The following is a 24,950-nucleotide window of genomic DNA, read 5'->3' on the forward strand; positions in this document are numbered from 1 at the left end:
CTAACTGAAGGGGTCTGTACAAGGCCCCTTAAGCTCAAATTGAATTGGCAAAACCAATGACTCCCAGTCGTCCCTATTTGTTGCGAGCTCTGAACGAGTGGATTCTTGATAATCATCTCACGCCTTATGTGGTAGTGGATGCATCGCTTCAAGGTGTAGAAGTGCCGCGTGACTTTGTGAGCAATGGCCAAATCGTGCTCAATATCAGTCCGCAGGCCGTACGAGGTTTGAGTATAGGTAATGATTATCTTGAATTTAGCGCCCGTTTTGGTGGTGTGCCGCGTCAAGTGTCCGTTCCGGTAATGGCGGTATTGGCTATATACGCGAAGGAAAATGGTCAGGGTATGGTCTTTGGCTCTGAGCCTGGTGGAGCGCCTGAGCCGCCCAGCAATAAAGGTAAGCCAGGGACTCCTCCAGCGCCTCCCCCGAAAGGTGGAGGGCGAGAAGGTTCCAAACCGAGCCTGAAGATCGTCAAATAAACGATTAGGGCTTTAGAATCTGAAGAGCCGGACGCAAGGTGAAAGCCTTGAATCCGGCTTTTTTGTTGCGTTAATCGATTGGGCCAAAAATCTCGCGGTCGATGTAGTCGCAAAGGGTATGTATTGTTAATAGATGTACTTCCTGGATGCGCGCAGTAGAAGTCATTGGAACTCGGATTTCGACATCTTCAGCCTGCAGCAAGGAGGCCATATTTCCACCATCTTTTCCTGTTAATGCGACCACTTTCATTCCCCTGTCGTGGGCTGCTTGAATTGCTTGAATCACATTTGCTGAATTACCGCTTGTGGAAATGGCCAAAAGCACGTCGCCTTCTTGGCCTAGGGCGCGTATCTGCTTGGAGAACACTTCGTTGTAGCTGTAGTCGTTGGCGATGGACGTCAGTGTTGAGGTGTCAGTCGTCAGGGCGATTGCCGGTAAGCTAGGGCGCTCTCGCTCAAAACGGTTCAGCAGTTCCGAGGAGAAGTGCTGTGCATCTCCGGCTGAACCGCCATTACCGCAAGAGAGAATTTTGTGGTCGCTAAGAAGAGCATGAACCATCAACTGGCCTGCCGCCTCAATCAGTGGGGGGAGTGATTGTGCGGACACTTGCTTCGCTTTAATGCTTTCTTCGAAGAGGTGGATGATGCGTTCAATACTGTTCATATAAAAATCCGGAATTAACGGTGGTGTACGTTGGTGCGAAAAGGTGGCGTCACCAGCAGCTAAATGCGTCTGGTATCCATTGAAAGCCGGTATTTGATTTGAGGTTTCCCACGATAACATCAAATCGACATGGCGTGTTTGTTAAACCTTTCTTCTGAAGGTATATGCTCGCGGCAAGGATAATGCGTTGCTGCTTTTTTTGAGTGATGGACTCTGCAGCGCTGCCGAACTTGTCGTTGCTGCGGTGGCGAACTTCAATAAAAACCAAGTGTTCGCCGTGCTTGGCGATAAGATCAATCTCTCCCCCTTTGCAACGAAAATTGCGCTCAACGATGGTGAGTCCTTGAGCGCGAGCGAATTTCTCCGCTTGGCTTTCTGCAGCGCGGCCAATATCAATAGACTTGATCAGGCGCTTAAAGGGCATTATTGGGAGATTGGCTCAGGGCTGTTTAATTCCGCTTTCGCCACCCCTCTTTCAAATATCGCCCATTCCAGTATGCGACGAATTTGCTGGGCGTCATTCATAAATAGATTGCCTGTCGTGCCTTGTATCTGGCTGTCTGGGAATTGGCGCATGAGGCTGAGTCGCGGGGCGATAGTGTAAGCGTCGGCGCCCATTGCATACAGTCTTTCATAGCGCGTGGTGTCAGCGACGTAGCGAATATCTTGTTTGAGAGGTAAAGACTGGCTCAGCAGCCAAGGCGTTTCCGTAAAATGAATGCCATTCAGGTCGTGATCTTTATCTGGTTGTGGGACGCCGCCGTATATCTGCGATGTGGCGTAGACAGGCAGATCGCTGGCGTAGTGGAACAGTAGCAAGGGCTTTAGCTGTCTGGCTACATAAGGTGTAGAGATCATGATGATCGCATCAATATCCTGTCGACGACGCGGCTCATACTCAAATTTGCCTGCAACTGACTTCAGTTTTCTGGCTCTTTGCTTGCTTGCATTGATCTGCAGTAGGTGGGCGATGCCGTCCGAATAGTTTTCGCCCTCGACATATTTGTATGGGATGGGTAAAGGGAGGTTGGCCGCTTCATATTCTCTGTCCAGCACACTGGCGAGTTTTATCGCCCATGGCGAGTCAGGATAAATCACTGCAACGCCACGCTTTCCTTCCGACATTAGCTTTCTGGCTATCTGACGCACTTCGTCTTCGGCGGCCAGTCCGTATTGGTACATGCCAGGAGGCGGGGTGACTCCTTCATCCAGGTAGTTCAATGCAAGTACAGGGGGATCAAGCTCAGGGAAGCCCGCGAGTTGGGCGACGGCTTCTTTCTCCAGAGGGCCGATAATCAGATCGTAGCCTTCTAATTGTAAAGAGAGGTATAGGTCGGCGATATTTTCGATAGAGCCTGAGTCTATAATCTGAATTTCAGGGCCTTGTCCGTTGCTTTCGCTGCTGTTGATGTCCTGGTAGTAAGCCGCTAAAAAGCCGTCACGGATAGCTTCGCCTGCTTTTGCCAGATTGCCGCTTAGCGGCGCCAGCAGTGCGATTTTGCTGGGGCGCTCATTAGGCAGCTCCGCCAGCATCTTGAGCTCGGCAGGGAGTCTTTTCGCTGCGGGATGGTCGGCCCATTGCTGGCGCCAGCTTTTCAGGGCCGCCAATTGCATTTCCAGACTAAATTGGTTTTGGCGTACGGCGGTGATCAGTTCAAGCCATCCCCGCCAGTCATGGTCTTGTGCAGTCTCCAGCGCGTGGCTTAGTTCCAGGCTGGGAGTGGCGCGTAATGCATTCCAAACATCGTCCAGTACTCGCCAGTATTCTTCGCCGGTATAAAGGCCTGATGCATAAATGAGAAGCTGCGCAGCGTCCAGAGATGAACCCGTCGCCATAAGCGCTTTGGCGTGTAATTCATTGGCGCGAAGTTGAATGTCTACTGGCCGGCTGGCGAAGGCGCCGGATGGGGCGGCGTTGAAATAAGAAAGGGCTTGGTCTGGCCGGTTCTGCTCCAAGGCCAGTGTTGCGCCAAGGATAATATACTGTTCCATCTGAGGCAGCGTCAGGGTGGTGGAGTTGATAGATTCCACTACTTTTTGTGCGTTTGCGTAGTCGCCTCGAGCGAGGTAAATGTCCAGCGCTTTCAATTTGTGATTAGCCTGCTCGGGCGGCAGCGTATTTTGGGCAAGCTGGAGTTCTCTCTCCGCTTCGTCCTGAGTCGTTGCGCCTTGCGAGCTGGAGTCGCCGCCTTTGACGGGTAAGCCCTCACAGCCGCTTAAAAAAGACAGGAATAATGTTAAAAGCAGGACGTGAAATGGATAATTATGTTTTCGCTGCATGCGCTTACCAGAGAGCAATAGTTATAAGTCAGGCCGGATTTATGGTTAACTTAGGCCGGCCGCGGCGGTTATATAATGGCGGCGATATGCGAGAAGCCGAGTGTAAATATAAAAGCAACAGCCATTCTAGCAAAGGCCAAGGTTGGGGTGGAAATTTCAGTTATTAACAAGATGAAAGAATTATGAGCGAAGCAAAGGGTGTTTTATACATAGTGGCGACCCCGATTGGCAATTTGGATGATATGACTCCCAGAGCGATCGCCATATTAAAATCGGTGGATTTGATTGCGGCGGAAGATACTCGGCATAGCGGCAAGTTATTGAGTCATTTTGGCGTTGATGCGCCAATGACCTCTTTGCATCAGTTCAATGAAGAGGCGAAAACAGAGCGTTTGTTGGCAGAACTGGCGACGGGAAAGTCTATCGCTTTGATATCTGATGCTGGGACGCCGCTGATATCGGACCCTGGTTTTCCTTTGGTGCGGGCGACTAGAGAGGCGGGCTTCGCCGTCACGCCAGTTCCCGGCGCCTGTGCGTTGGTGGCGGCCTTGTCCGCTTCCGGCATGCCTAGTGAGCGATTTGTTTTTGAAGGTTTTCTGCCCGCCAAGGGCTCTGGACGACGTGGGCGCTTGCAGGAACTGGCTGACGAGCCTCGGACGATGGTGTTCTATGAGTCTCCCCACCGGATCTTGGCGATGATGGAGGATTTAGAAGCGGTAATGGGGGGAGCCCGGGAAGTGGTAATCGCCAGAGAGCTGACCAAAACCTTTGAGACGATAAAGGCGGGCTGCGTTCAGGAGGTTAAAGCCTGGATGCAGGCGGATGGAAATCAGCAGCGCGGTGAGTTTGTCGTATTGGTGAAGGGGGAGCGCAAAGAACAAGGCGACTCCGTGGAAATCAAAGTGTCACAACTGCTGCAGGCGTTGCTCAAAGAGTTGCCAGTTAAAAAGGCGGCGGCGCTGGCTTCATCGCTGACGGGAGTGGGAAAAAACGAGCTTTATCAGCAGGCGCTGGCGTTAAAGGGTGAGTAACTTTGCGACTTCTTTAGTGACATGCTGGCGCAAAGCTTGTGTCGGAAGAGGGAAATCGCTAATCTTGCCGCCAAGAGCTTGTTAGGCAGTCGCTGTTTCGCATCCTTTATTGGGCGCGGGATGGAGGAAAGTCCGGGCTCCACAGGGCAAAGTGCCAGGTAACGCCTGGGCGGCGCGAGTCGACGGAAAGTGCAACAGAAAGTATACCGCCTAAGTCTGCTTCGGCAGAACGGTAAGGTTGAAATGGTGCGGTAAGAGCGCACCGCATGGCTGGTAACAGTCCATGGCGATGGAAAACCCCACTCGGAGCAAGACCAAATAGGGATCCAATGGCGTGGCCCACGCTGGATCCGGGTAGGTCGCTAGAGGTGCATGGCGACATGCATCCCAGATGAATGACTGTCCACGACAGAACCCGGCTTACAGACAAGCTCTTCTTTTCTCTTTTTAACCCTGAATCTCTTGCGTATGAGAGTTTCAGGGTTAACTTCTCTTAACAGTGAAACTGTGCGGCCAGTAATTGGGCGTGTACATGCCTCGTTTAATTTACCAATGTGGTCTTTATAGCTAAATATTCTTAGATGCGAGCTTGTATCTAAAGAAATTCCTCTAGCGCTTTGATTGCAAAGCTATTTTTGTCTCAAATCTGTCTATTTTTTCCCCTTTTTTTCTGTAACTACTTGTCTTTTAAGAGGAAATTATTGACCCATCCGTAACTTAATCATCTTGAAATGTTGCCTTCCGCTTTCTATAGTGTGTAAAAGTGGGTAAAAGTGGATGATTGTGGTTTTTTGTGGCGAAAACCTTCTGAGATGGGCAAATAAGTGTTTAGAGGGGTCAATGCGATCAACATGGATTCAAAGGGGCGCTTTGCCATGCCAACGCGTTACCGGGATCGTATTGCCGAAATAAGCAATAACCAAATGATTGCGACCATTGATACACAAGAACGCTGCCTTCTGATTTATCCACTGCCGGAGTGGGAGCAGATTGAAAGCCAAATCGCTGCGCTTCCCGCGTACAACCCGGCGACTCGGCGCATCCAGCGGCTCTTGTTGGGGCACGCCACTGAACTTGAAATTGATGGTGCGGGACGCGTGTTGTTGTCCCAGCCGCTACGTGAATACGCATATCTGGATAAGAAATTGATTCTATTGGGTCAGGGTAAGAAGTTTGAGTTGTGGGACGAAGATCATTGGACGAAGCGGCGCGATGAATATCTGGATGAGGATGCGCTTGGTCAGGATGTCCCGGAAGAACTGATGAACATCGCGCTTTAACACTATGGAAAGTAATCAATACGGACACGTAACGGTTTTATTGGCCGAGGCTGTTGAGGCTCTGGGCGTCAAGGCGGATGGGCTTTATATAGACGGCACCTTCGGGCGCGGCGGACACAGTGCGGAGATATTGAAGGCGCTGGGGCCGCAAGGGCGGCTGCTGGGTATCGACAAAGATCCACGTGCGAGGCGGACGGCGATGGAAAGGTTTTCTGGCGACGACAGATTTCTATTCCGGCAAGGCTCCTTTGCTGACATGGCTTCGTTCGTTTCTGAACTGCAATGGCCTGGGGTTGACGGCGTACTGCTTGATCTGGGCGTTTCCTCCCCGCAATTGGATGAAGCCGAAAGGGGCTTCAGCTTTATGCAGGACGGGCCATTGGATATGCGTATGGACCCGGACAGCGGTCAGTCTGCTTCCGAGTGGGTGAATACCGCAAAAGAAGAAGAAATCAGCAAGGTGCTTTGGGATTTGGGTGAAGAGCGTTTTGCGCGTCGGATGGCGAAGGCCATTGTGGCGGCGCGTCAGACTCAACCCATTACCCGGACTTTGCAGCTGGCGGAAATCGTCGCGGCGGCCAACCCCCGTTGGGAGAAAGGCAAGAATCCGGCGACGCGCGCGTTTCAGGCTATCAGGATATACATCAACAGGGAGTTGGACGATCTGGCCCAGGGGCTGGAGCAGGCGTTCGGCGTGCTTAAGCCGGGCGGACGCTTGACGGTTATCAGCTTCCATTCTCTCGAAGACCGCATGGTCAAACAGTACATGCGAGATATTGTGCGAGGGCCCAAGACCCCGAAATGGCTGCCGGTGGTGGATGACGCGCCACCCAAAGCCAAATTGGTAGGTAAGAAAATCCGCGCAGGCGAAACTGAAGTCGCAGCCAATGTACGGGCGCGCAGCGCCGTAATGCGTGTATTGGAGAAATGTTGATGATTTTGATTCGTTCTACAGGTCAGGCTACGCCACTGACGACGAGACGCAGCAAAACGGTTCGTGAGCCGATTTTGCCTGTCGTATTGGAGTGGTGGGGTGAGACGTGCCGCCTTGCTGCAAGCATGATCAAGGGGCGGGCGCTGATTACTTTGTCATTGCTGGCGACTCTGGTGGTGTCCGGCGTCGCCACGGTTTATGCAGTGCACTTGAATCGGCAGCAGTTTATTGAGCTGCAGACGCTGCAGCGGGATAAAGACCGCTACGAGCGTGAATGGACCCAGCTATTGCTGGAAGAAAGCGCCTGGAGCGCTCATAGCCGAGTGGAGCAGATTGCAGATCAGCGCTTCGGTATGCATGTGCCTGACGCCACCAAAATAGAGATTGTGAGATGAAAGCCAACGACCGGCGGACAGCTCGGCGTGGGGCCATGGAGCAGGCCGAGAGCGGGCAAGCGGCTCCGGCTATGCTTTGGCGTTACTATGCCGTGGCTATCATGCTGGTTGCGTGTTTTATTGTGCTGGTCTGGCGCGTCGTTGATTTGCAGGTGATTAATCATGAATTCCTGCGCTCGCAAGGCGATATGCGCACCGTTCGGGTCGAGCCGATTCAGGCGACCCGCGGCAAGATACTGGATCGCAATGGCGAGCCTTTGGCGGTCAGCGCGCCGGTCGTGACATTGTGGGCGAACCCCCAAGAAGCGCAGGAGAATGATGAAGGCTGGCGTAAGCTGGCGGATTTGCTTGGCATGCAATCCGACGAGATGGTGAAGCGACTGCGCCGTCATAAGAGCAAAGAGTTCATATACGTACAGCGTCAACTATCGCCAGAAACCGGACGACTGGCGATGGAGCTGAAACTGCAGGGGTTGTACGCAAAGCGCGAATTCAAACGCTATTACCCTGCTGGGGAGGTGGCGGCGCATATCGTAGGTATCACGGATATCGACGAGAAAGGCCAGGAAGGCGTTGAGCTGGCTTTTGACGAGTACTTGCGCGGCGTTAATGGCAGCAAGAAAGTGCTGAAAGACCGCCGCGGGTATGTGATCAAAGATTTGAGCCTGCTGCAGGACGCGCAGTCCGGTACTGATTTGCAACTCAGCATCGATTTGCGTCTGCAGTATATGGCGTATCGGGAGTTGAAGGCGGCGGTTGAGGCGCACCACGCCAAATCCGGGTCATTAGTGATATTGGATGTGAGGACCGGAGAGGTGTTGGCGATGGTGAATCAGCCCTCGTTCAACCCCAACAATCGAGACAGTATGAACCCCTCGGGGTTGCGAAATCGGGCGGTGACGGATTTGTTCGAGCCCGGGTCTACCGTCAAACCCTTGTCGATAGCCGCGGCGCTTAAGACAGGGAGTTTTACAGCAGAAACCCGGATCAACACCAGTCCGGGTTTCCTGCGTTTGAATGGTCAGACAATTCGCGACGCTCGCGACTACGGCACTCTGGACCTGGTTTCCATTATCACCAAGTCCAGTAACGTCGGCACCAGCAAGGTGGCGCTGAAAGTCGGCGGAGAAGCGGTTTTTGAAACCTTCTACCAAGCCGGCTTTGGACAGTCGTCCGGCATTGAGTTTCCAGGGGAAGCGGTAGGTGTATTGCCGAACTTCACCAAGTGGCAGCCTATTCGTCTGGCGACGCTGTCATATGGTTACGGGCTGTCCGTTACTGCGCTGCAGTTGGCGCAGTCGTATATGGCGATCGCAGCCGATGGCGTGCGCATGCCAGTAAGTTTGATCAGGGGCGGGCAGCAAGGCGTTGCTCCGCAACAGGTTATGCCGGCTGGCATTTCCAGGCAGATCAGGGAAATGCTGGAGACAGTGGTGCTGAAAGGCGGTACTGGAACCCGAGCGCACGTCGCCGAGTATCGTGTGGCGGGGAAAACAGGCACTACTCACAAAGTGGGTGAGCATGGGTATGCGGATGACGCTTATAACGCGGTGTTTGCAGGCTTGGCGCCGGTTGAGAAGCCCAGACTGGCGATGGCGATCGTGATGAGTGAACCGCAGGGCTCGGAATATTACGGTGGAGAAGTCTCTGCGCCGGTTTTCGCCAGAGTGGTGGCTAATGCGTTGCGCCTGCTGAACGTGGCGCCGGATCGGACTATCCCTATGGTCGCAGGAGCAAGCGGCTCCGACAGCAAAAGGAATGGAGGCTGATATGCCAGGTGTCGCGCAACAACGACTGGCGGAACTGTTGAAAGGGATCACGGAAGTGCCGGCCGCTTTGGATTGCTGGCTGTCTGATATCCAACTGGACAGCAGAAAAGTTACCAGCGGCGCTTTGTTTATCGCAGCTGAGGGCGTCAGTTCAAACGGCGCTCAGTATGTGGAAGATGCTTTGGCCAGAGGTGCTCGTGCAGTGCTGCTGCCGGGAACGCGTCAGCACGTTTATGAAAAAGGCGATGTGGTCTTTATTGAGCTCGACAATGTGCGGCCAGTAGTCGGGATTGTCGCGCACCGGTTTTTCGGGCAGGCGACGCATCGCATGAAAGTGGTGGGAGTTACCGGCACTAACGGCAAGTCTTCCGTCACTCATTACGTCGCGCAACTGGCGGAAGGGCTGGGAATGTCAGCCGCAGTAGTCGGCACGCTTGGTTACGGTCGTCCGGGCAGCCTGAAGGCAACGACGCATACCACGCCGGATGCGGTGTCTTTGCACCGGGTGCTGGCGGAGCTGCGCGATGAAGGCATTGAGCTGGTGGCGATGGAAGTGTCCTCTCATGCGCTGGATCAGGATAGAGTGGCGGGCGTTAATTTTGATGTGGCGGTACTGACCAACATCACTCGGGATCATTTGGATTACCACGGCACGCTTGAGGCGTACGCTGAAGCCAAAAAGCGGCTGTTCTTGTCGGGTTCAGTGCGCTGGAGAGTTTTCAATCAGGACGACCCTTACGGCGAGCGATGGGCGCAAGAGCTGAAAGGGCCGAAAACGCTGACGTTCAGCGTAGGAAAACGAGATCTGAGCGCGGCGGATGTGTGTGCGGAAGACGTACATTTTGACGCGGATGGAATGAGCTTCGAGCTTGATTTTGGCGCGACGCGGGAACCGGCGCGGCTGGCGCTGGTTGGCGAGTTTAATTTATCCAATGCGTTGGCTGCATGTGCGGCCATGTCGGCGTTGAAGGCGGAGCCGCAGGCTGTGCGTCAGCAGATGGCGCGATTGACGCCAGTGGCTGGACGTATGCAACCGCTGCATGAAGACAAGGCGCCGACTGTCGTGGTGGATTACGCACATACGCCGGATGCTTTGGAAGTTGCGCTGAAGGCCGCGCGGAGGCACTGCGCCGGACGTCTTTGGTGTGTGTTTGGGTGTGGCGGCGACCGTGATCCAGGCAAGCGGCCTTTGATGGGCGCAGTCGCTGCGCAGTATGCGGATGAAGTGGTGCTGACTGATGACAATCCTCGCGGGGAGGATCCAGAAAGTATCGTCGCCCAGATATTGAAAGGCGCAGACCAAGGCGCGCACTTTCAATTGGTGCGTCCTCGAAATGACGCTATCCGCTTCGCGGTGGAGCATGCCGCCCAGGAGGATGTGATTCTGCTGGCTGGCAAAGGGCATGAGGATTATCAGGAGATTCAAGGGCGGCGCATGCCGTTCTCAGACATAGAGATAGCCCGCGACTGTCTAGCCTCTGTCGCTGGCGCGCGAAGTTCCGCCAACGGCGAAATTTGAAAAAGAGATAGTGACGATGATCGGAGACTGGTTGACAGATGACATAGCGAAAGCGGTCGGCGGCGTAGCTGAAGGCGACAATGTCGCTTTTACTCGCGTAACGACCGACTCCCGGGCGGATTGCTCCGGCGCTTTGTTTGTCGCGCTGAAAGGCGACCGCTTCGATGGTCATGAGTATATAGACGCCGCTGTCGCTCAGGGCGCTGTCGCTATACTGGCGCAACGCAAAGTGGCGGCGGGTGTGGCGCAGATTGTCGTGCCGGACAGCTTGGCTGGTCTGGGACGACTCGGCGCACTGAATCGTAATCGCTTTAAAGGGCCAGTGGCGGCTGTTACTGGGAGCGCGGGCAAGACAACAGTGAAAGAGCTGTTGGCTTCTATATTGTCCCAGCGCGGCGACGTATGTAAGACCCAGGGCAACTTTAACAACCACATTGGCGTGCCTTTGAGCCTCCTGCAGTTGACTGAAGGACACAAAAGCGCGGTGTTTGAGCTGGGAGCCAGTGCCGTGGGAGAGATCGCCTACACGGTGGCGCTTGCGCGTCCGCAGGTGGCGATTCTGAATAATGCCGCGGCGGTGCATGTTGAAGGGTTTGGTGATCTGGCGAGCATTGTTAAAGCCAAGGGCGAGATCGTTTGCGGCTTGCCTGAGGATGGCGTGGCGGTGCTGAACAAAGATGACGCCAATTTCTCTGCATGGGTGGAAATGGCGGGTGCGCGCAAAGTTATCAGCTTTGGTATGGATGAATCTGCGATGGTGAGAGCGCAAAACGTGAACCTGGAGCTGAACGGCTCCACGTTTCGGTTGTGCGCGCCAGAAGGAGACATTGATGTGACTTTGCCCTTGCCGGGCGCGCACAACGTTCGCAACGCTTTGGCGGCTGCGGCCGCCGCACTGGCGTTGGGGTGGACTTTGAATGAAGTACGCGACGGGCTCGCGTCGGCGGTTCCAGTTAAAGGCCGCATGAACAAGTTACTGGGAATTAACGGGAGTGTCATTCTTGATGACACATACAATGCCAGCCCGACTTCGATGAAGGCCGCGATTGACGTCCTGGCCCGCTATCCAGGGCGTCGAATCGTCGCGCTAGGGCACATGGGAGAACTAGGTTCCGTTGCAGAGGAAGCGCACAGGGAGGTTGCTCAATACGCCAGGGACAATGGCGTAGATATGTTATTGGGAATAGGCCGCTGGGCGGCGGAATATCGTGAAGGCTTCGGGGATGCGTCCCCGGTTGTTACTACTCATGACGACATCGCCGCATGGTTGCGGGAGCGCTTGGACTCTAACACCACTGTGTTGGTGAAAGGTTCCCGTAGCGCGGCGATGGAAAACGTTGTGAAGCAGATTGTGGAGAAATGAAATTGTATGAACGTCCGTTCATCAAACGCGATGGGAGACGGGGCTAAATGCTAGTCTGGGTAGCTGATTTTTTAGCGCAGTATTTCAGCATTTTCAGTGTGTTCCAGTACCTCACGCTGCGTGCGATCCTGGGCGTCTTAACGGCGCTGCTGATCTCTCTGCTGGTGGGGCCGGTGATGATTCGCAAGCTCAGCTATTACCAGATCGGGCAAGCGGTCAGAGACGATGGCCCTGAGAGCCATTTCAGCAAAGCCGGCACGCCTACCATGGGCGGCGCTTTGATTTTGGTGGCGATTGCAGTGAGCACCTTGCTGTGGGCGGACCTGACCAATCGCTATGTGCTGATCACCCTGGGCGTGACCCTGTTGTTTGGCGCTATCGGCTGGGTGGATGACTGGCGCAAAGTCGTCGAGCGAAACCCGAAAGGTCTGCCGGCGCGCTGGAAGTACTTCTGGCAATCCGTGTTTGGTTTTGGCGCGGCCGTCCTGTTATTCAAAACCGCGCAATTACCGCAGGAAACGACATTGATCGTTCCCTTCTTTAAGGACGTCACCTTGGCGCTTGGCGTGGGGTTTGTGTTGCTGACCTACTTTGTGATCGTGGGCGGCAGTAATGCGGTAAACCTGACTGATGGTCTGGATGGGCTGGCGATTATGCCGACCGTCATGGTGGGCGGCGCTCTGGCCGTGTTTGCTTATTTATCCGGTCACGTGAAGTTTGCGGAGTATCTGCATATTCCTTATTTGCCGGGAACCGGGGAGCTGGTGATATTCCTGGGCGCATTGGTTGGCGCAGGGCTGGGCTTTCTCTGGTTCAACACCTACCCGGCGCAGGTATTCATGGGCGATGTCGGCGCATTGGCGCTTGGCGCTGCGCTTGGCGTGGTGGCGGTCATTGTCCGTCAGGAACTGGTGTTTTTCGTAATGGGCGGCGTGTTCGTGATGGAGACGGTGTCCGTGATTCTACAGGTGGCGTCATACAAGCTGACCGGAAGGCGTATCTTCCGCATGGCTCCGTTGCACCACCATTTTGAACTCAAAGGCTGGCCGGAGCCGAGAGTTATCGTGCGGTTTTGGGTCATAACCGTAGTGCTGGTGCTGATTGGTTTGGCGACGTTGAAGATCAGGTAATTCGTTCATGTCGATTCTGGCGCGCGACCGTAATATCGCTGTAATCGGGCTAGGTAAGACCGGGCTGTCCTGCGCGGATTATCTGACACGGCGCGGTTATGGCTTTTGCGTGATGGATACGCGCGAAAATCCTCCTGGGCTGGCGGAGCTTAATGCGATCAATCCGGATGCTCCGGTAGTGACTGGCGGGCTGGATCAGGACATGCTGGCGCGCGCCGACGAAATCTGGTTGAGCCCTGGTGTGCCATTGAGTCACCCAGACCTTCAGGCCGTCAAAGGGCAAGTCAAGATCTGTGGGGATGTAGACGTATTCAGCCGTGAAGCCAGTGCGCCCATTCTGGCGATCACCGGCTCCAACGGCAAAAGTACAGTGACCACACTGGTCGGTGAAATGGCGAAGGCTTGCGGCGTGAATGTCGCCGTGGGCGGTAATCTCGGAACGCCGGTGCTGGATCTGCTGGCGGATGGGGTGGAGTTGTATGTGGTGGAGCTGTCCAGCTTCCAGCTGGAGACGACTGATCACCTGGGGGCACTGGCGGCGACCGTGCTGAACTTGTCGGAAGATCATATGGACCGCTATGCGGACATGATGGCTTACCACCTCGCCAAGCTGAGAGTTTTTTACGGCTGCCGCCGTCAGGTGCTGAATCGTGATGACGCGCTGGCGCAACCGCCTCTGAGCCGGGAAGCGGAAGTCACTTGGTTTACCTTGAAGAAGCCAGAGCCGGGACAGTATGGCGTGCTGGAAGAGGATGGCTGCGCTTGGTTGGCGTATGGCGCAGAGAAGCTGTTGCCGGTGGAGCAAATGCGCATTCGCGGCAAACACAACTGGAGTAACGCGCTGGCGGCTTTGGCGCTGGCGGACGCTGCTGGTCTGGAGCGCGAGCCCTGTCTGCAGGCGTTGAGAGAATTTACGGGGCTGACCCATCGTTGCGAGTGGGTGGCCGACAAAGGCGGAGTCGCCTATATCAATGACTCCAAAGCCACCAACGTGGGGGCGACCCAAGCTGCATTGGCCGGATTGGGTCCTGTTACGAGCGGCGGAATTGTGCTGATTTGTGGTGGACAAGGGAAAGGGCAGGATTTTGCTCCCTTGGCGCCGGCGGTGAAAGAGTGGGTGTCCACGCTGATAATCGTTGGTGAGGACGGCCCCAAACTAAAAGAAGCTCTCGCTGGCGGCGCAATGGCTTTGTCGGCTGAGACGATGGAAGAGGCGGTTAAACTGGCGGCGGAAGAATCTGCGCCTGGCGATCTGGTGTTGCTGTCTCCAGCCTGCGCCAGTTTTGACATGTTCAAAAACTATGAGGACCGCGGCGACCAGTTCAAACAATGGGTGAGGGCGTTATGAACGCATTAACGCTTACCGCTTCCAAAAACACCCAGGCGATGACGTTGGATATGCCGTTATTGGGCTCAGCTCTGGCGTTGGCGGCCATTGGTTTGATCATGGTGACTTCGGCGTCGGTTGACTTCGCCGACGACGCCAATGGACAGGCCTTATATTACATGTGGCGGCATTTGTCATATCTGCTGGCTGGCGTTGCAGTTGGCTTCGTGATTCTGCGGTTGCCTCTGCAATGGTGGCACCAGCAAAGCTGGATATTGCTGGTGGTGGCCTTGGGTTTCCTGGTGGCGGTGCTGATTCCAGGAATCGGGCGCACTGTCAACGGCAGCACCCGGTGGATTGGCCTGGGTGTGATCAATATTCAGGCGTCGGAAATCGCCAAGGTGTGTCTGGCGATATATACCGCCAGCTATCTGGTGCGTCGTCTGGACGAAGTTCGAGGCAGCTGGTGGGGCTTCGCCAAGCCATTGCTGGTGCTGACGCTGGTGGCGTTGCTGCTGCTTATGGAGCCGGACTTTGGCGCACTGGTCGTCACCATGTGTGCGGTTGTTGGAATGATTTTTCTGAGCGGCGTGGCGTTAAGTCGGTTCGCCGCATTGTTGATGTTCTGCGTGGGCAGCGTGGCGCTACTGGCGGTATCGCAGCCTTACCGCTTGAAGCGGCTGACCGCTTATACCGATCCCTGGGCGGACCAGTTTGACAGTGGTTATCAGCTCACTCAGGCGCTAATTGCTTTTGGGCGTGGCGAGTGGAGCGGCGTAGGCCTGGGTAACAGTGTGCAAAAGCTTTTTTATCTACCTGAGGCACACACCGACTTTGTTTTCGCCATTATTGCGGAAGAGCTGGGGCTGTTGGGTAGCTTGTTGATTATCGTGCTATTCGGTGTGTTGCTGTGGCGCGGCATGCATGTATCGCGGATGGCGGAACGTGCGGGCCAACTGTTTAACGCCTACACCGGTTATGGGGTCACGCTGCTGCTTGGCGGCCAGGCGTTGATTAACCTGGGCGTGAACACAGGGCTCCTGCCGACCAAAGGGTTGACGCTGCCTCTGATCAGCTACGGTGGCAGTAGTTTGATTATCAGCTGCCTGTGCGTGGCGATTTTGCTGCGCATTGGCTCCGAGGCGGTGAGCGGAGAGCAGAATGAAGACGTGTCGCCAAAAGTGAAAAACCGGGGAGACGCGCAGCGATGAGCGGCAAGACTTTTCTGGTCATGGCGGGCGGCACTGGTGGGCATGTATACCCGGCGTTGGCGTCTGCGCTGGCGCTGCGCGAACAGGGGGCGAATGTCGTCTGGCTGGGCGCACGTGGAGGAATGGAGGAGCGCATTATTGGCGGCACTGACATCCCCATGCGTTTGATCACTATTGGCGGCTTGCGGGGCAAAGGCGCCGCTGCGTTGCTGATGGCCCCGGTAAATCTGATGCGCGCCCTGTGGCAGGCATTCGGTGTGTTCCGCAAGGAAAAGCCCGACTGTGTGCTGGGGATGGGGGGCTTCGCGTCAGGACCTGGCGGCATCGTGGCCTGTTTGACTCGCACGCCGCTGGTGATTCACGAGCAAAATGCGATTGCGGGGATGACCAACCGTTGGCTGGCCCGCGGCGCGCGTTATGTATTGGAAGCTTTTCCGCAAACCTTTGCTCAGGCGCAGTCGGTTGTGACCGTGGGCAATCCGGTCAGAGATGAATTGGCGGCGTTGCCCTCACCGCAGGAGAGGGGAGTCGGCTTCAGAAAGCCGACGCTGCTCATTCTGGGCGGCAGTCGCGGCGCTCTGGCGTTAAACGAGGCCGCGCCCAAAGCTATTGCTGCTTTACCCGAGGCTTTGCGCCCGCGAGTCGTTCATCAGGCGGGTGAGGGTAAGGATCAGGCTTGTCGTGAACTCTATGCGAGTTTGGGAGTGGAGGCGGAAGTCCACGACTTTTTACAAGACATGGCCAGCGTGTACGCAAATGCTGATCTGGCTCTATGTCGAGCGGGGGCGTTGACCCTCGCGGAGCTTTGTACTGTGGGACTGGGGGCGCTGCTGGCGCCGTACCCACATGCGGTGGACGATCACCAGACCGCGAACGCCCGGCATTTAGAGCAGGCGGGAGCGGCGATGATATTTCAACAGGACAATTTAACGGTGGAAAGATTGGCTGAAACTTTGACTTCCCTGCTTGGGCAGCCGCAAAAACTGCTGGATATGGCGAACGCCGCACGTACGTTGGCCAAGCCCGAAGCGACCAGAGAAGTGGTCAAGTATTGTTGGGAGGCATGCGCCAATGACTGAGACAACTATGAAGAATACCGTTTGGGGACCGCCTGAAATGCGCCGTATCAGACGCATACACTTTGTGGGCATTGGTGGTTCCGGTATGTGCGGCATTGCGGAAGTGCTGCTGAACCAAGGTTATGAAATCAGTGGTTCTGACTTGAAAGAGTCCGCCACGACCAGACGTTTGAGCGATATGGGAGCGAGCATCACCTTTGGCCATACCGCGCAGAATATTGCCGGCGCCAATGTGGTGGTGACTTCCAGCGCAGTGGCCAGAGATAACCCGGAGGTGACGGCGGCTAACGAGCAGCGTATCCCGGTTATCGCCCGTGCAGAGATGCTGGCGGAGTTGATGCGTTACCGACATGGCGTCGCCATCGCCGGCACTCACGGCAAGACAACGACAACGAGCTTGATGGCGTCTGTTTTAGGTGAAGCGGGTCTGGATCCAACGTTCGTTATCGGTGGTCGCCTGAACAGCGCTGGAACCAACGCCAAGCTGGGCGCATCCCGGTATCTGGTGGCCGAGGCGGACGAAAGCGACGCATCGTTCTTGCACCTGACGCCGATGGTGTCAGTGGTGACAAACATAGATGCGGACCATATGCATACCTATGGCGGCGACTTTGAGAAGCTGAAGCAGACCTTCGTTGATTTTTTACACAATCTGCCTTTCTACGGCGTGGCGGTAATGTGTTACGACGACCCGGTCGTGCGTGAAATTATTCCCCGGGTTGGCCGCTCCGTCATCACCTACGGGTTTAACGAGAAGGCGGATGTGCGTGCTGTGGATATTGCCCAGCAGGGTATGCAGACATCCTTTACTGCGAAACGCCCTGGTGGACAGCCCGATTTGCGTATCAGCCTGAACATGCCGGGCAAGCACAATGTGTTGAACGCACTGGCGGTGATCGCGGTAGCCACCGATGAAGGTATTGCTGACGAAGCGATAGTCTCAGCACTGAATAAATTTCAGGGCGTGGGGCGTCGTTTCCAGGTTTATGGAAATTATCCGGTGGCGGAGGGCTCGGTCATGCTGGTTGACGACTATGGTCATCATCCCAGAGAGGTCGACGCCACTATCAAGGCGATTCGCGACGGTTGGCCGGATAAGCGTTTGGTGACGGTGTTCCAGCCGCATCGCTACACGCGCACTCGCGACCTGTATGAAGACTTCGTGCAGGTATTGTCCAAAGTGGATGTGCTGGTGCTTATGGACGTATATCCCGCGGGAGAAAAAGAAATCCCCGGGGCGGATGGACGCAGTCTCTGTCGCAGTATCCGGCAGCGTGGACAGCTTGATCCGATATTTATCGAGCGCGGGCAGGATGTAAAAGCGGTGTTGAGCGGCGTTCTTCAGGACGGCGATCTTCTGCTGACCCAAGGCGCGGGAGACATAGGCTCAGTGGCCGGAGTATTGGCTGAAGGCGGCCTGCAGTAGTAGCCATAGTCGATAGAAAGTAAGAGTGAACGATGACGCCAGAAACCAAACAACTGGTGTAACGAAGCAACAAGGTAATTAAAGCGTATATGACGGTCCTCAGTTGGGAAAAAGTAAAAGACCTGCCTCCTGCCGACTTCGGCAAAGTGGCGGTGCTGTTCGGAGGCGTATCCGCCGAGCGGGATGTGTCTCTGAAAAGCGGCGGGCAAGTGCTCGCGGCCTTACGTAACGCTGGTGTGGACTGTTTTCATATCGACCCGCGCGATGGTTTACAGCTCTTGTTGGACGGTGACTTTGATCGCGCATTCATCGTGTTGCACGGTCGCGGCGGAGAAGACGGAACCATGCAGGGACTGTTAACCCTGCTGAACAAGCCCTACACCGGTAGCGATGTTTTGGCGTCCGCCCTGGCCATGGATAAGCTGCGTACCAAACAGTTATGGGAAAGCATGGGCATTCCGACGCCTAAGTATGCGGTGCTGGACGCCAGCAGCGATTGGGATGCCATCGTAACGGAAGTGGGTGTGGGGCAGCCGCTGATGGTCAAGCCTGTTCATGAAGGCTCCAGTATCGGCATGCGTAGAGTGGTTTCCGCTGAAGAGTTGGAATCGGCGTATCTGGAAGCGGCGAAATTTGATTCAGTCGTTATCGCAGAACAGTGGATAACCGGCGCGGAATATACGGTTTCAATTCTGGGAGAGGACGCGTTACCGGCCATCAAGCTGGAAACTGACCGCCAGTTCTACGACTACGAAGCCAAGTATGTCGTGAACGACACGCGCTACATTCTGCCCTGCGGCTTACCTCAGGATAAAGAAGATGAACTCAAGACGCTGGCTCTGCGCGCCTACCGCGCCATTGGCTGCTCTGGATGGGGGCGGGTGGACATCATGTGTGACGCCGCCGGCCAGCCTTGGCTGTTGGAGGCGAACACGGTGCCTGGGATGACGGATCATAGTCTGGTTCCCATGGCCGCGAAAGCCTCTGGATTAAGCTTTGAGCAGCTGGTTTTGAGCATACTTGGAACAACATTGTAACCAGGGCGGCGATCGACCTGGATGGCAGTCAGGGACGACTGAATAAATTGAGATGTACGGACGTGCGTAACGGTAGTTGCGCCAAGGCAAGTAACTGAGAGTCGCTACAGCTAATGACGCCAACGAAGAAGCAGCTCGACAAATCACTTGGTTCCCGACGCGGCGCAACTGCGACCCGCGCCAGGGAGCGCGCCGACAAACGGAATACCGGGCCGGCTGCGATTGCGCGACTGCTGGCCTTTATCCCGTGGAATCGGGTGTTGCTGCATGTATCGATCTTTTGCTTTTGGCTGTTGGTGTTAAGCGCGTTGATCGCCGGCGTCAAATGGTTGGACCGTCCAGTCGCCACGGTTCAGGTAGTTGGTGAGTTGAACTACGTGAGCCGCGGAGAGGTGAAGGAGTTGCTGTCCCCGTTAATCAACGCCAGCTTTTTTACCTCTGATCTGGACGGCGTGCGAAAAAACCTGGAAGCCCATCCCTGGGTAAAACGGGCTTCCATCTCCAGATTGTGGCCGGACGCCGTACAAGTGGATCTGGAAGAAGAAGAGCCTTTTGTCAGATGGCGTAACCAGGGCTATATCAACGAAGCCGGTCGCTTGTTCGTTAAAGAAACCGGCGTAGTGGTGAATGGCCTGCCTGCTCTGATTGGACCTCCGCACAGCGAGCGGCTGGTGTTTGATAACTTTCAGAAATGGAAGGCGGAACTGTCCAAAGTGGGGTTGGATGTGAACGGCGTGATCATGGAGTCCAGAGGCGCATGGCTGATCAGCTTTACGGATGGGTGGGAGCTTAACCTGGGGAAGCAGGATGTTGAGGGGCGGCTGCACCGTTTTACTGTGCTGTTTGAGAAGAAACTGCACCAGGAGCGAGAAAAAATAGCGAGTGTTGACGCACGATACACCCGGGGGGTGGCGGTGAAATGGAAAGCAGACGTTACTCCGGAACAAGGTTGAATGTGAACTTTAAGACAGAGTCGAAATATATGGCGAGTTCGAGTGGGAATATGATTGTGGGGCTGGACATTGGCACATCCAAGGTGGTGGCCATTGTTGGGCAGAGAAATCAGGAAGGAGCGATTGAAGTTGTTGGCATCGGTTCCCATCCGTCACGCGGACTCAAACGGGGCGTTGTCGTCAATATCGAAACAACGGTCCAGGCCATACAACGTGCGGTGGAAGAGGCTGAGCTGATGGCTGGTTGCCGCATTCATTCGGTCTATGCAGGTATCGCGGGTAGCCACATCCGTAGCATGAACTCTCACGGCATCGTTGCGGTGCGCGATCGGGAAGTGGTGCAAGCGGACCTGGAAAGAGTTCTGGATGCGGCGCAGGCGGTGGCGATTCCTGCAGATCAGCGTGTGCTCCACGTCGTGCCGCAAGAATATGTCATCGACAATCAAGAAGGTGTGAAAGAGCCAGTAGGGATGTCCGGCGTGCGCCTGGAAGCCAAAGTACATTTGGTCACCTGTGCGGTTAACGCCTATCAGAACATTGAAAAGTGCGTGAAGCGTTGCGGGCTGGAAGTAGACGAAATCATCCTGGAGCAGCTTGCCTCCAGCTACGCAGTACTGACTGACGATGAAAAAGAATTGGGCGTGTGCGTCGTCGATATCGGCGGCGGCACGACTGATATCGCAATATTCACCGGCGGCTCTATTCGCCACACGGCGGTAATACCTATCGCTGGCGACCAGGTCACTAACGATATTGCGATGGCGTTGCGAACGCCGACGCAGAATGCAGAGGAAATCAAGATCAAATACGCCTGTGCGCTGACTCAGCTGGCAGGTGCGGATGAGACGATCAAGGTGCCGGGTGTGGGAGATCGCCCGTCGCGGGACTTAAGCCGGCAGTCGTTGGCGGAAGTTGTGGAGCCGCGCTATGAGGAGTTGTTCACCTTGATCCAATCAGAGTTGCGACGCAGCGGATATGAAGATCTCGTCGCCGCAGGGGTCGTGCTCACGGGAGGAACCTCCAGTATGGAGGGGGTCGTGGAGTTGGCGGAGGAGATTTTCCACATGCCGGTAAGGCTGGCGGTGCCGCAATGGGTCACCGGTCTGAGCGATGTGGTTAGCAATCCTATGTACTCCACCGCAGTCGGATTACTGCTCTATGGATTTAAACAGCAAGAACTCGGCCGGGGCTCCCAGCACCGGGGAGAACCTGCTGAAAACCTGTTCCAACGGCTGAAGAACTGGTTTATGGGGAATTTTTAATCAGCCCAAATAGAGTCAACTCAAAGGTCTATACCAACTTGCGGAAATTAGTTTCAGGTCGCAGGTACTATAACGAAGAAGGAGAAGGGGAATGTTTGAGCTCGTAGATAACGTACCACAAAATGCAGTCATTAAAGTTGTAGGCGTTGGCGGCGGCGGCGGCAATGCAGTTCGTCACATGCTCGCCTCTTCGGTGGAAGGCGTGGAGTTTATCTGCGCGAACACCGACGCTCAGGCGTTGCGTGATGTCGACGCCAAGCACGTAATTCAACTCGGCGGCAGCGTCACCAAAGGGCTGGGCGCCGGAGCCAATCCAGAAGTAGGTCGTCAGGCGGCGATGGAAGACAGAGAGCGTATCGCGGAAACGCTGAAAGGCGCGGACATGGTCTTCATTACTGCCGGTATGGGCGGGGGCACTGGAACGGGCGGCGCGCCTGTCGTAGCGGAAATCGCCCGTGAAATGGGTATTTTGACGGTAGCGGTAGTCACCCGTCCGTTCCCGTTCGAAGGCGGCAAGCGCATGAAAGTTGCGGAAGCCGGCCTGCGTGAATTGGGACAACACGTTGATTCTCTGATCACGATTCCCAACGAGAAACTGTTGAGCGTCATGGGCAAAAACACCAGCTTGCTGGATGCTTTCGCCGCCGCTAACGATGTGCTTTTGGGGGCTGTACAGGGAATTGCGGATTTGATTATCCGTCCCGGAATGATAAACGTAGACTTTGCGGACGTTCGCACCGTTATGTCGGAAATGGGCATGGCGATGATGGGCACCGGTGTTTCCAGCGGCGACAACCGCGCACGTGAGGCGGCGGAAAGAGCCGTACGCAGCCCGCTGCTTGAAGATATCAATCTGCAGGGCGCGCGTGGGATTCTGGTCAACATTACCGCGGGCATGGATCTGTCTTTGGGCGAGTTTTCTGAAGTGGGCGCCACCATTGAAGAGTTCGCTTCCGACGCTGCGACAGTGGTTGTTGGAACGGTAATCGATCCGGAAATGAAGGATGAGTTGCGGGTGACGGTAGTCGCCACGGGTCTGGGGGGTGTGCATGACCGGCCGACCAAAGTGGTGGACAACTCTTCCCGGACTATGAACGGCACCACTGATTATCATCAGCTGGAGCGCCCCACTGTGATGCGCAAACGCGCTACTTCAGTTGTGGGCAATGCGGCGGTGGATCGTCGGGCCGTAGGGGATGAGCAAAACGTGGACTATTTGGATATACCTGCGTTTTTGCGTCGTCAGGCGGATTAAATGAGAATGAGTTCGGTCTTTTAGGTTGGTGCACCTAATACCTTTCTGGTATGATTTGGCCGAATTTTATCCAGATTTTGGTAAATCATTGAAATGATAAAACAGCGCACACTTAAAAACATCATCCGAGCCACTGGTGTTGGTCTGCATTCAGGGGAAAAGGTCTACCTGACCCTGAAACCGGCCCCGGTGGACACGGGTGTTGTATTCTGCCGTACAGATCTCGATCCTATCGTGGAAATCCCGGCGCGTGCTGAGAACGTAGGTGAAACCCTTCTCTCTACGACTCTCGTAAAGAATGGAGTGAAGATAGCAACTGTTGAGCATTTGCTGTCGGCTCTGGCCGGTCTTGGAATCGATAACTGCTACGTTGAGTTGAGCGCAGCCGAAGTGCCTATTATGGATGGCAGCGCCGGTCCGTTTGTTTTTCTGATTCAATCGGCGGGCATTGCTGAGCAGGACGCGCCCAAGAAATTCATCCGCATCAAGCGCGAAGTAACGGTTACTGACGAAGACAAGCGGGCTACCTTTGTGCCGTTCGACGGTTTCAAAGTGACTTTCAGCATAGACTTTGATCATCCTGTGATTAAAGGCCGCTCACAAGAGACAGTAATCGACTTTTCCAGCACTTCTTTCGTTAAGGAAGTAAGCCGTGCGCGGACATTCGGATTCATGCGCGACATTGAAAAGTTGCGCGCGATGAATCTGGCGTTGGGCGGCAGCATGGATAACGTTATCGTTGTCGATGACTTCAAGATTCTCAATGAAGATGGCCTGCGTTACGAAGACGAGTTCGTTAAGCACAAGGTATTGGACGCTATCGGAGATCTATACCTGTTGGGCAACAGCCTGATTGGTGAGTTTAAAGGGCACAAGTCGGGTCACGGCTTAAATAACAAACTTCTTCGCGAGCTCATATCCCAAAAGGATGCTTGGGAAGTTGTGACCTTTGAAGACGCCAGTGAAGCACCGATTTCCTATCTGAAACCGGTGTTGGCCTAAGATTTTTAATCCGCTGTGTGAGTTGAAAGAGCTTCCAAGGCTTTCTTCAACTCTGGATCGTCACAGAGCTGAGCTTCTTGTCTGAGAAGCTCAGCATTCTTTTGCGAAATTGGTTTCGCCTTCCTTTTTATCTTTGCTTTAACTTCCGTTGGCTCCACGCGAATCTTGAACTGATAAGCGAAGTCGAAATCTTTATGCTTGCGTAGTTCCGGCAGGGATGTGTGCTGATTCATGCGCAATTGAGTTGCGGTGACTGCATCGGGGACCGTTACGCGGATAACGCCATCTTTGACTGACGATAAAGTTACTTTGTTACGCAAATGAGGGGGCAAGCATTGTGAGAATATCTTCTGTAGTTTGTCCAATTGCAGGGCGCGGTGAAAAAGAGACTCTAGAGCGGGGGAGGAAGATGACAAGATATCTCCCAGCTTTCTATCTCTGTCAGGCATAATGGTTAACCAAAGATTAAAGGTTTGTTACATTTGCAGACATCAACTATCACAACATCTGTTACAATTTACAAGTATAGTATTTTTAGATAACCTCCGTCGTTTATATAATTCAGGCAACTCAAAACCCTGGAAAAGCATGAATATTATCTTCCTGAGAGATGGACATGGTCAGTCACGCGCCCGTTCTATGGGCGCGCGTGCGGTTGTGCTGACAGCGGTCCTTGCGCTGTCTCTGGTGGCTGCGTTGCTGGCGGGGGCGTTTTGGCTTGGGCGACAGTCCGCCGCATCGGACGCTTCCATTACTCCTGAGCTGGTTAAAACCTGGCAGGAAAATCTGAAACAACAGAAAGAAGAAATCCGCACTTATAAATTACTCGCACAACAGAATATAGATGCGCTGACACTGCGAATGGGCGAGTTGCAAGCCAGATTGTTGCGGCTTGATGCGCTTGGTCAGCGCCTTACCGATGTAGCGGGTCTGGATGAAGGGGAGTTTGACTTTGAGTCATCGCCTGCACTGGGTGGGCCTGAAGAACCTGCTTTAGAGCAGTCATTCTCTGTTCCCATGCTAACGCAAGTGCTGGAGTCCATAGAGCAGCAGGCTGAATCCCGCGAACAGCAACTGCGAGTGATGGATGAGCTATTCGTCAACCAACGTTTTCAAAGAGAGCAGTTTGTCGCCGGGCGTCCAATCAAGAAAGGCTGGTTGTCCTCGCATTATGGTTTCCGTTCAGATCCATTCACTGGCAAGCGGGCGTGGCATTCTGGCGTAGACTTCGCCGGCAAAGATGGTAGCGATATTGTTGCGGTGGCTGGCGGAGTTGTAACGCTTTCGGAAGAACGCTTTGGCTATGGAAATTTGGTTGAGGTCAACCATGGCGGAGGGCTGGTTACTCGCTATGCGCACTGCGCCAAGCTGTTGGTTAAGACAGGGGATGTGGTGCAAAAAGGCCAAGTTTTGGCGAAGATGGGTAGCACTGGACGTTCCACGGGCCCCCATGTTCACTTTGAAGTTCTTCAGGATGGACGCTCAGCAAATCCCACAAAATTTATTCATCGCGCAAGTCGGTAACACTTTTTCAGGGCCTTGTCGTAACTCTTG

General features: G+C 54.7%; 23 protein-coding genes and 1 other RNA gene. 20 read left to right on the top strand and 4 right to left on the bottom strand.

The annotated features are described in order from the left end of the window. Nucleotides 1-56 precede the first annotated feature (56 nt). Nucleotides 57-479: a ClpXP protease specificity-enhancing factor gene (locus O5O45_RS30700; protein WP_305903049.1), complete on the top strand. Its 423-nt coding sequence runs from the start codon at nt 57-59 to the stop codon at nt 477-479. A gap of 70 nt (nt 480-549) precedes the next feature. Here the strand turns inward: O5O45_RS30700 and O5O45_RS30705 are convergent, their stop codons facing one another. From O5O45_RS30705 to O5O45_RS30715, 3 genes are read right to left on the bottom strand one after another with little or no spacing between them, the layout of a single operon-like run. Next, nucleotides 550-1,143: a phosphoheptose isomerase gene (locus tag O5O45_RS30705; RefSeq protein ID WP_305903050.1), complete on the bottom strand. Its 594-nt coding sequence runs from the start codon at nt 1,141-1,143 to the stop codon at nt 550-552. 49 nt (nt 1,144-1,192) lie between these two features. Beyond that, the gene (locus O5O45_RS30710) at nt 1,193-1,567 is read right to left on the bottom strand and encodes a YraN family protein (RefSeq protein WP_305903051.1); all 375 of its coding nucleotides are present in this window, start codon (nt 1,565-1,567) and stop codon (nt 1,193-1,195) included. Continuing rightward, the gene (locus O5O45_RS30715; RefSeq protein ID WP_305903052.1) at nt 1,567-3,423 is read right to left on the bottom strand and encodes a penicillin-binding protein activator; all 1,857 of its coding nucleotides are present in this window, start codon (nt 3,421-3,423) and stop codon (nt 1,567-1,569) included. The genes O5O45_RS30710 and O5O45_RS30715 overlap by 1 nt, the downstream gene beginning before the upstream one ends. Before the next feature lie 182 nt (nt 3,424-3,605). Between O5O45_RS30715 and rsmI the strand changes: the two genes are divergently transcribed. The 18 genes from rsmI (at nt 3,606) to lpxC (ending at nt 23,396) form a co-directional block, all read left to right on the top strand. Continuing rightward, on the top strand, nt 3,606-4,454 hold the full coding sequence (rsmI, locus tag O5O45_RS30720) for a 16S rRNA (cytidine(1402)-2'-O)-methyltransferase (protein ID WP_305903053.1): 849 nt from the start codon (nt 3,606-3,608) through the stop codon (nt 4,452-4,454). Nucleotides 4,455-4,527: 73 nt separating this feature from the next. Continuing rightward, nucleotides 4,528-4,893: RNase P RNA component class A (rnpB, locus tag O5O45_RS30725), an RNA gene on the top strand. Nucleotides 4,894-5,278: 385 nt separating this feature from the next. Beyond that, on the top strand, nt 5,279-5,734 hold the full coding sequence (gene mraZ, locus O5O45_RS30730; protein WP_041598950.1) for a division/cell wall cluster transcriptional repressor MraZ: 456 nt from the start codon (nt 5,279-5,281) through the stop codon (nt 5,732-5,734). Nucleotides 5,735-5,738: 4 nt separating this feature from the next. Continuing rightward, nucleotides 5,739-6,668, top strand: coding sequence for a 16S rRNA (cytosine(1402)-N(4))-methyltransferase RsmH (gene rsmH, locus O5O45_RS30735; protein WP_305903054.1), 930 nt, complete (start codon nt 5,739-5,741; stop codon nt 6,666-6,668). Then, complete coding sequence (gene ftsL, locus O5O45_RS30740; RefSeq protein WP_305903055.1) at nt 6,668-7,063, top strand: cell division protein FtsL; 396 nt, start codon at nt 6,668-6,670, stop codon at nt 7,061-7,063. Before rsmH ends, ftsL begins: the two co-directional genes overlap by 1 nt. Beyond that, complete coding sequence (locus tag O5O45_RS30745; protein WP_305903056.1) at nt 7,060-8,832, top strand: peptidoglycan D,D-transpeptidase FtsI family protein; 1,773 nt, start codon at nt 7,060-7,062, stop codon at nt 8,830-8,832. The genes ftsL and O5O45_RS30745 overlap by 4 nt, the downstream gene beginning before the upstream one ends. A 1-nt stretch (nt 8,833) precedes the next feature. Then, the gene (locus tag O5O45_RS30750; RefSeq protein WP_305903057.1) at nt 8,834-10,351 is read left to right on the top strand and encodes a UDP-N-acetylmuramoyl-L-alanyl-D-glutamate--2,6-diaminopimelate ligase; all 1,518 of its coding nucleotides are present in this window, start codon (nt 8,834-8,836) and stop codon (nt 10,349-10,351) included. Nucleotides 10,352-10,382: 31 nt separating this feature from the next. Continuing rightward, nucleotides 10,383-11,714 (top strand): UDP-N-acetylmuramoyl-tripeptide--D-alanyl-D-alanine ligase, encoded by a 1,332-nt coding sequence (locus tag O5O45_RS30755; protein WP_305903058.1) that lies wholly within the window; start codon nt 10,383-10,385, stop codon nt 11,712-11,714. 47 nt (nt 11,715-11,761) lie between these two features. Continuing rightward, the gene (mraY, locus tag O5O45_RS30760) at nt 11,762-12,844 is read left to right on the top strand and encodes a phospho-N-acetylmuramoyl-pentapeptide-transferase (RefSeq protein ID WP_305903059.1); all 1,083 of its coding nucleotides are present in this window, start codon (nt 11,762-11,764) and stop codon (nt 12,842-12,844) included. Between the two features lie 7 nt (nt 12,845-12,851). Then, nucleotides 12,852-14,192 carry a UDP-N-acetylmuramoyl-L-alanine--D-glutamate ligase gene (gene murD / locus O5O45_RS30765; protein WP_305903060.1) on the top strand — a complete coding sequence of 447 codons (1,341 nt, stop codon included), beginning with the start codon at nt 12,852-12,854 and terminating at the stop codon, nt 14,190-14,192. Then, nucleotides 14,189-15,382 (top strand): putative lipid II flippase FtsW, encoded by a 1,194-nt coding sequence (gene ftsW, locus O5O45_RS30770; protein WP_305903061.1) that lies wholly within the window; start codon nt 14,189-14,191, stop codon nt 15,380-15,382. Before murD ends, ftsW begins: the two co-directional genes overlap by 4 nt. After that, nucleotides 15,379-16,461, top strand: coding sequence for an undecaprenyldiphospho-muramoylpentapeptide beta-N-acetylglucosaminyltransferase (gene murG / locus O5O45_RS30775; protein WP_305903062.1), 1,083 nt, complete (start codon nt 15,379-15,381; stop codon nt 16,459-16,461). Before ftsW ends, murG begins: the two co-directional genes overlap by 4 nt. Continuing rightward, nucleotides 16,454-17,887, top strand: a complete 1,434-nt coding sequence (murC, locus tag O5O45_RS30780; protein ID WP_371747910.1) for a UDP-N-acetylmuramate--L-alanine ligase — start codon at nt 16,454-16,456, stop codon at nt 17,885-17,887. The genes murG and murC overlap by 8 nt, the downstream gene beginning before the upstream one ends. Before the next feature lie 89 nt (nt 17,888-17,976). Continuing rightward, nucleotides 17,977-18,924 carry a D-alanine--D-alanine ligase gene (locus tag O5O45_RS30785; protein ID WP_305903063.1) on the top strand — a complete coding sequence of 316 codons (948 nt, stop codon included), beginning with the start codon at nt 17,977-17,979 and terminating at the stop codon, nt 18,922-18,924. Between the two features lie 113 nt (nt 18,925-19,037). Then, nucleotides 19,038-19,877: a cell division protein FtsQ/DivIB gene (locus O5O45_RS30790; RefSeq protein WP_305903064.1), complete on the top strand. Its 840-nt coding sequence runs from the start codon at nt 19,038-19,040 to the stop codon at nt 19,875-19,877. Between the two features lie 29 nt (nt 19,878-19,906). Next, the gene (ftsA, locus tag O5O45_RS30795; RefSeq protein WP_305903065.1) at nt 19,907-21,139 is read left to right on the top strand and encodes a cell division protein FtsA; all 1,233 of its coding nucleotides are present in this window, start codon (nt 19,907-19,909) and stop codon (nt 21,137-21,139) included. A gap of 91 nt (nt 21,140-21,230) precedes the next feature. Next, nucleotides 21,231-22,394, top strand: a complete 1,164-nt coding sequence (gene ftsZ, locus O5O45_RS30800) for a cell division protein FtsZ (RefSeq protein ID WP_011399586.1) — start codon at nt 21,231-21,233, stop codon at nt 22,392-22,394. Nucleotides 22,395-22,487: 93 nt separating this feature from the next. Continuing rightward, nucleotides 22,488-23,396, top strand: coding sequence for a UDP-3-O-acyl-N-acetylglucosamine deacetylase (gene lpxC, locus O5O45_RS30805; protein WP_127968640.1), 909 nt, complete (start codon nt 22,488-22,490; stop codon nt 23,394-23,396). Nucleotides 23,397-23,401: 5 nt separating this feature from the next. On the opposite strand, the gene O5O45_RS30810 is transcribed toward lpxC, so the two are convergent. Beyond that, complete coding sequence (locus tag O5O45_RS30810) at nt 23,402-23,845, bottom strand: DciA family protein (protein ID WP_305903066.1); 444 nt, start codon at nt 23,843-23,845, stop codon at nt 23,402-23,404. 139 nt (nt 23,846-23,984) lie between these two features. On the opposite strand from O5O45_RS30810, the gene O5O45_RS30815 reads away from it, so the two are divergent. After that, nucleotides 23,985-24,920 carry a M23 family metallopeptidase gene (locus tag O5O45_RS30815; RefSeq protein ID WP_305903067.1) on the top strand — a complete coding sequence of 312 codons (936 nt, stop codon included), beginning with the start codon at nt 23,985-23,987 and terminating at the stop codon, nt 24,918-24,920. Nucleotides 24,921-24,950: the final 30 nt, after the last annotated feature.

Source organism: Hahella sp. HNIBRBA332 (assembly GCF_030719035.1).
Classification (GTDB): Bacteria; Pseudomonadota; Gammaproteobacteria; order Pseudomonadales; family Oleiphilaceae; genus Hahella.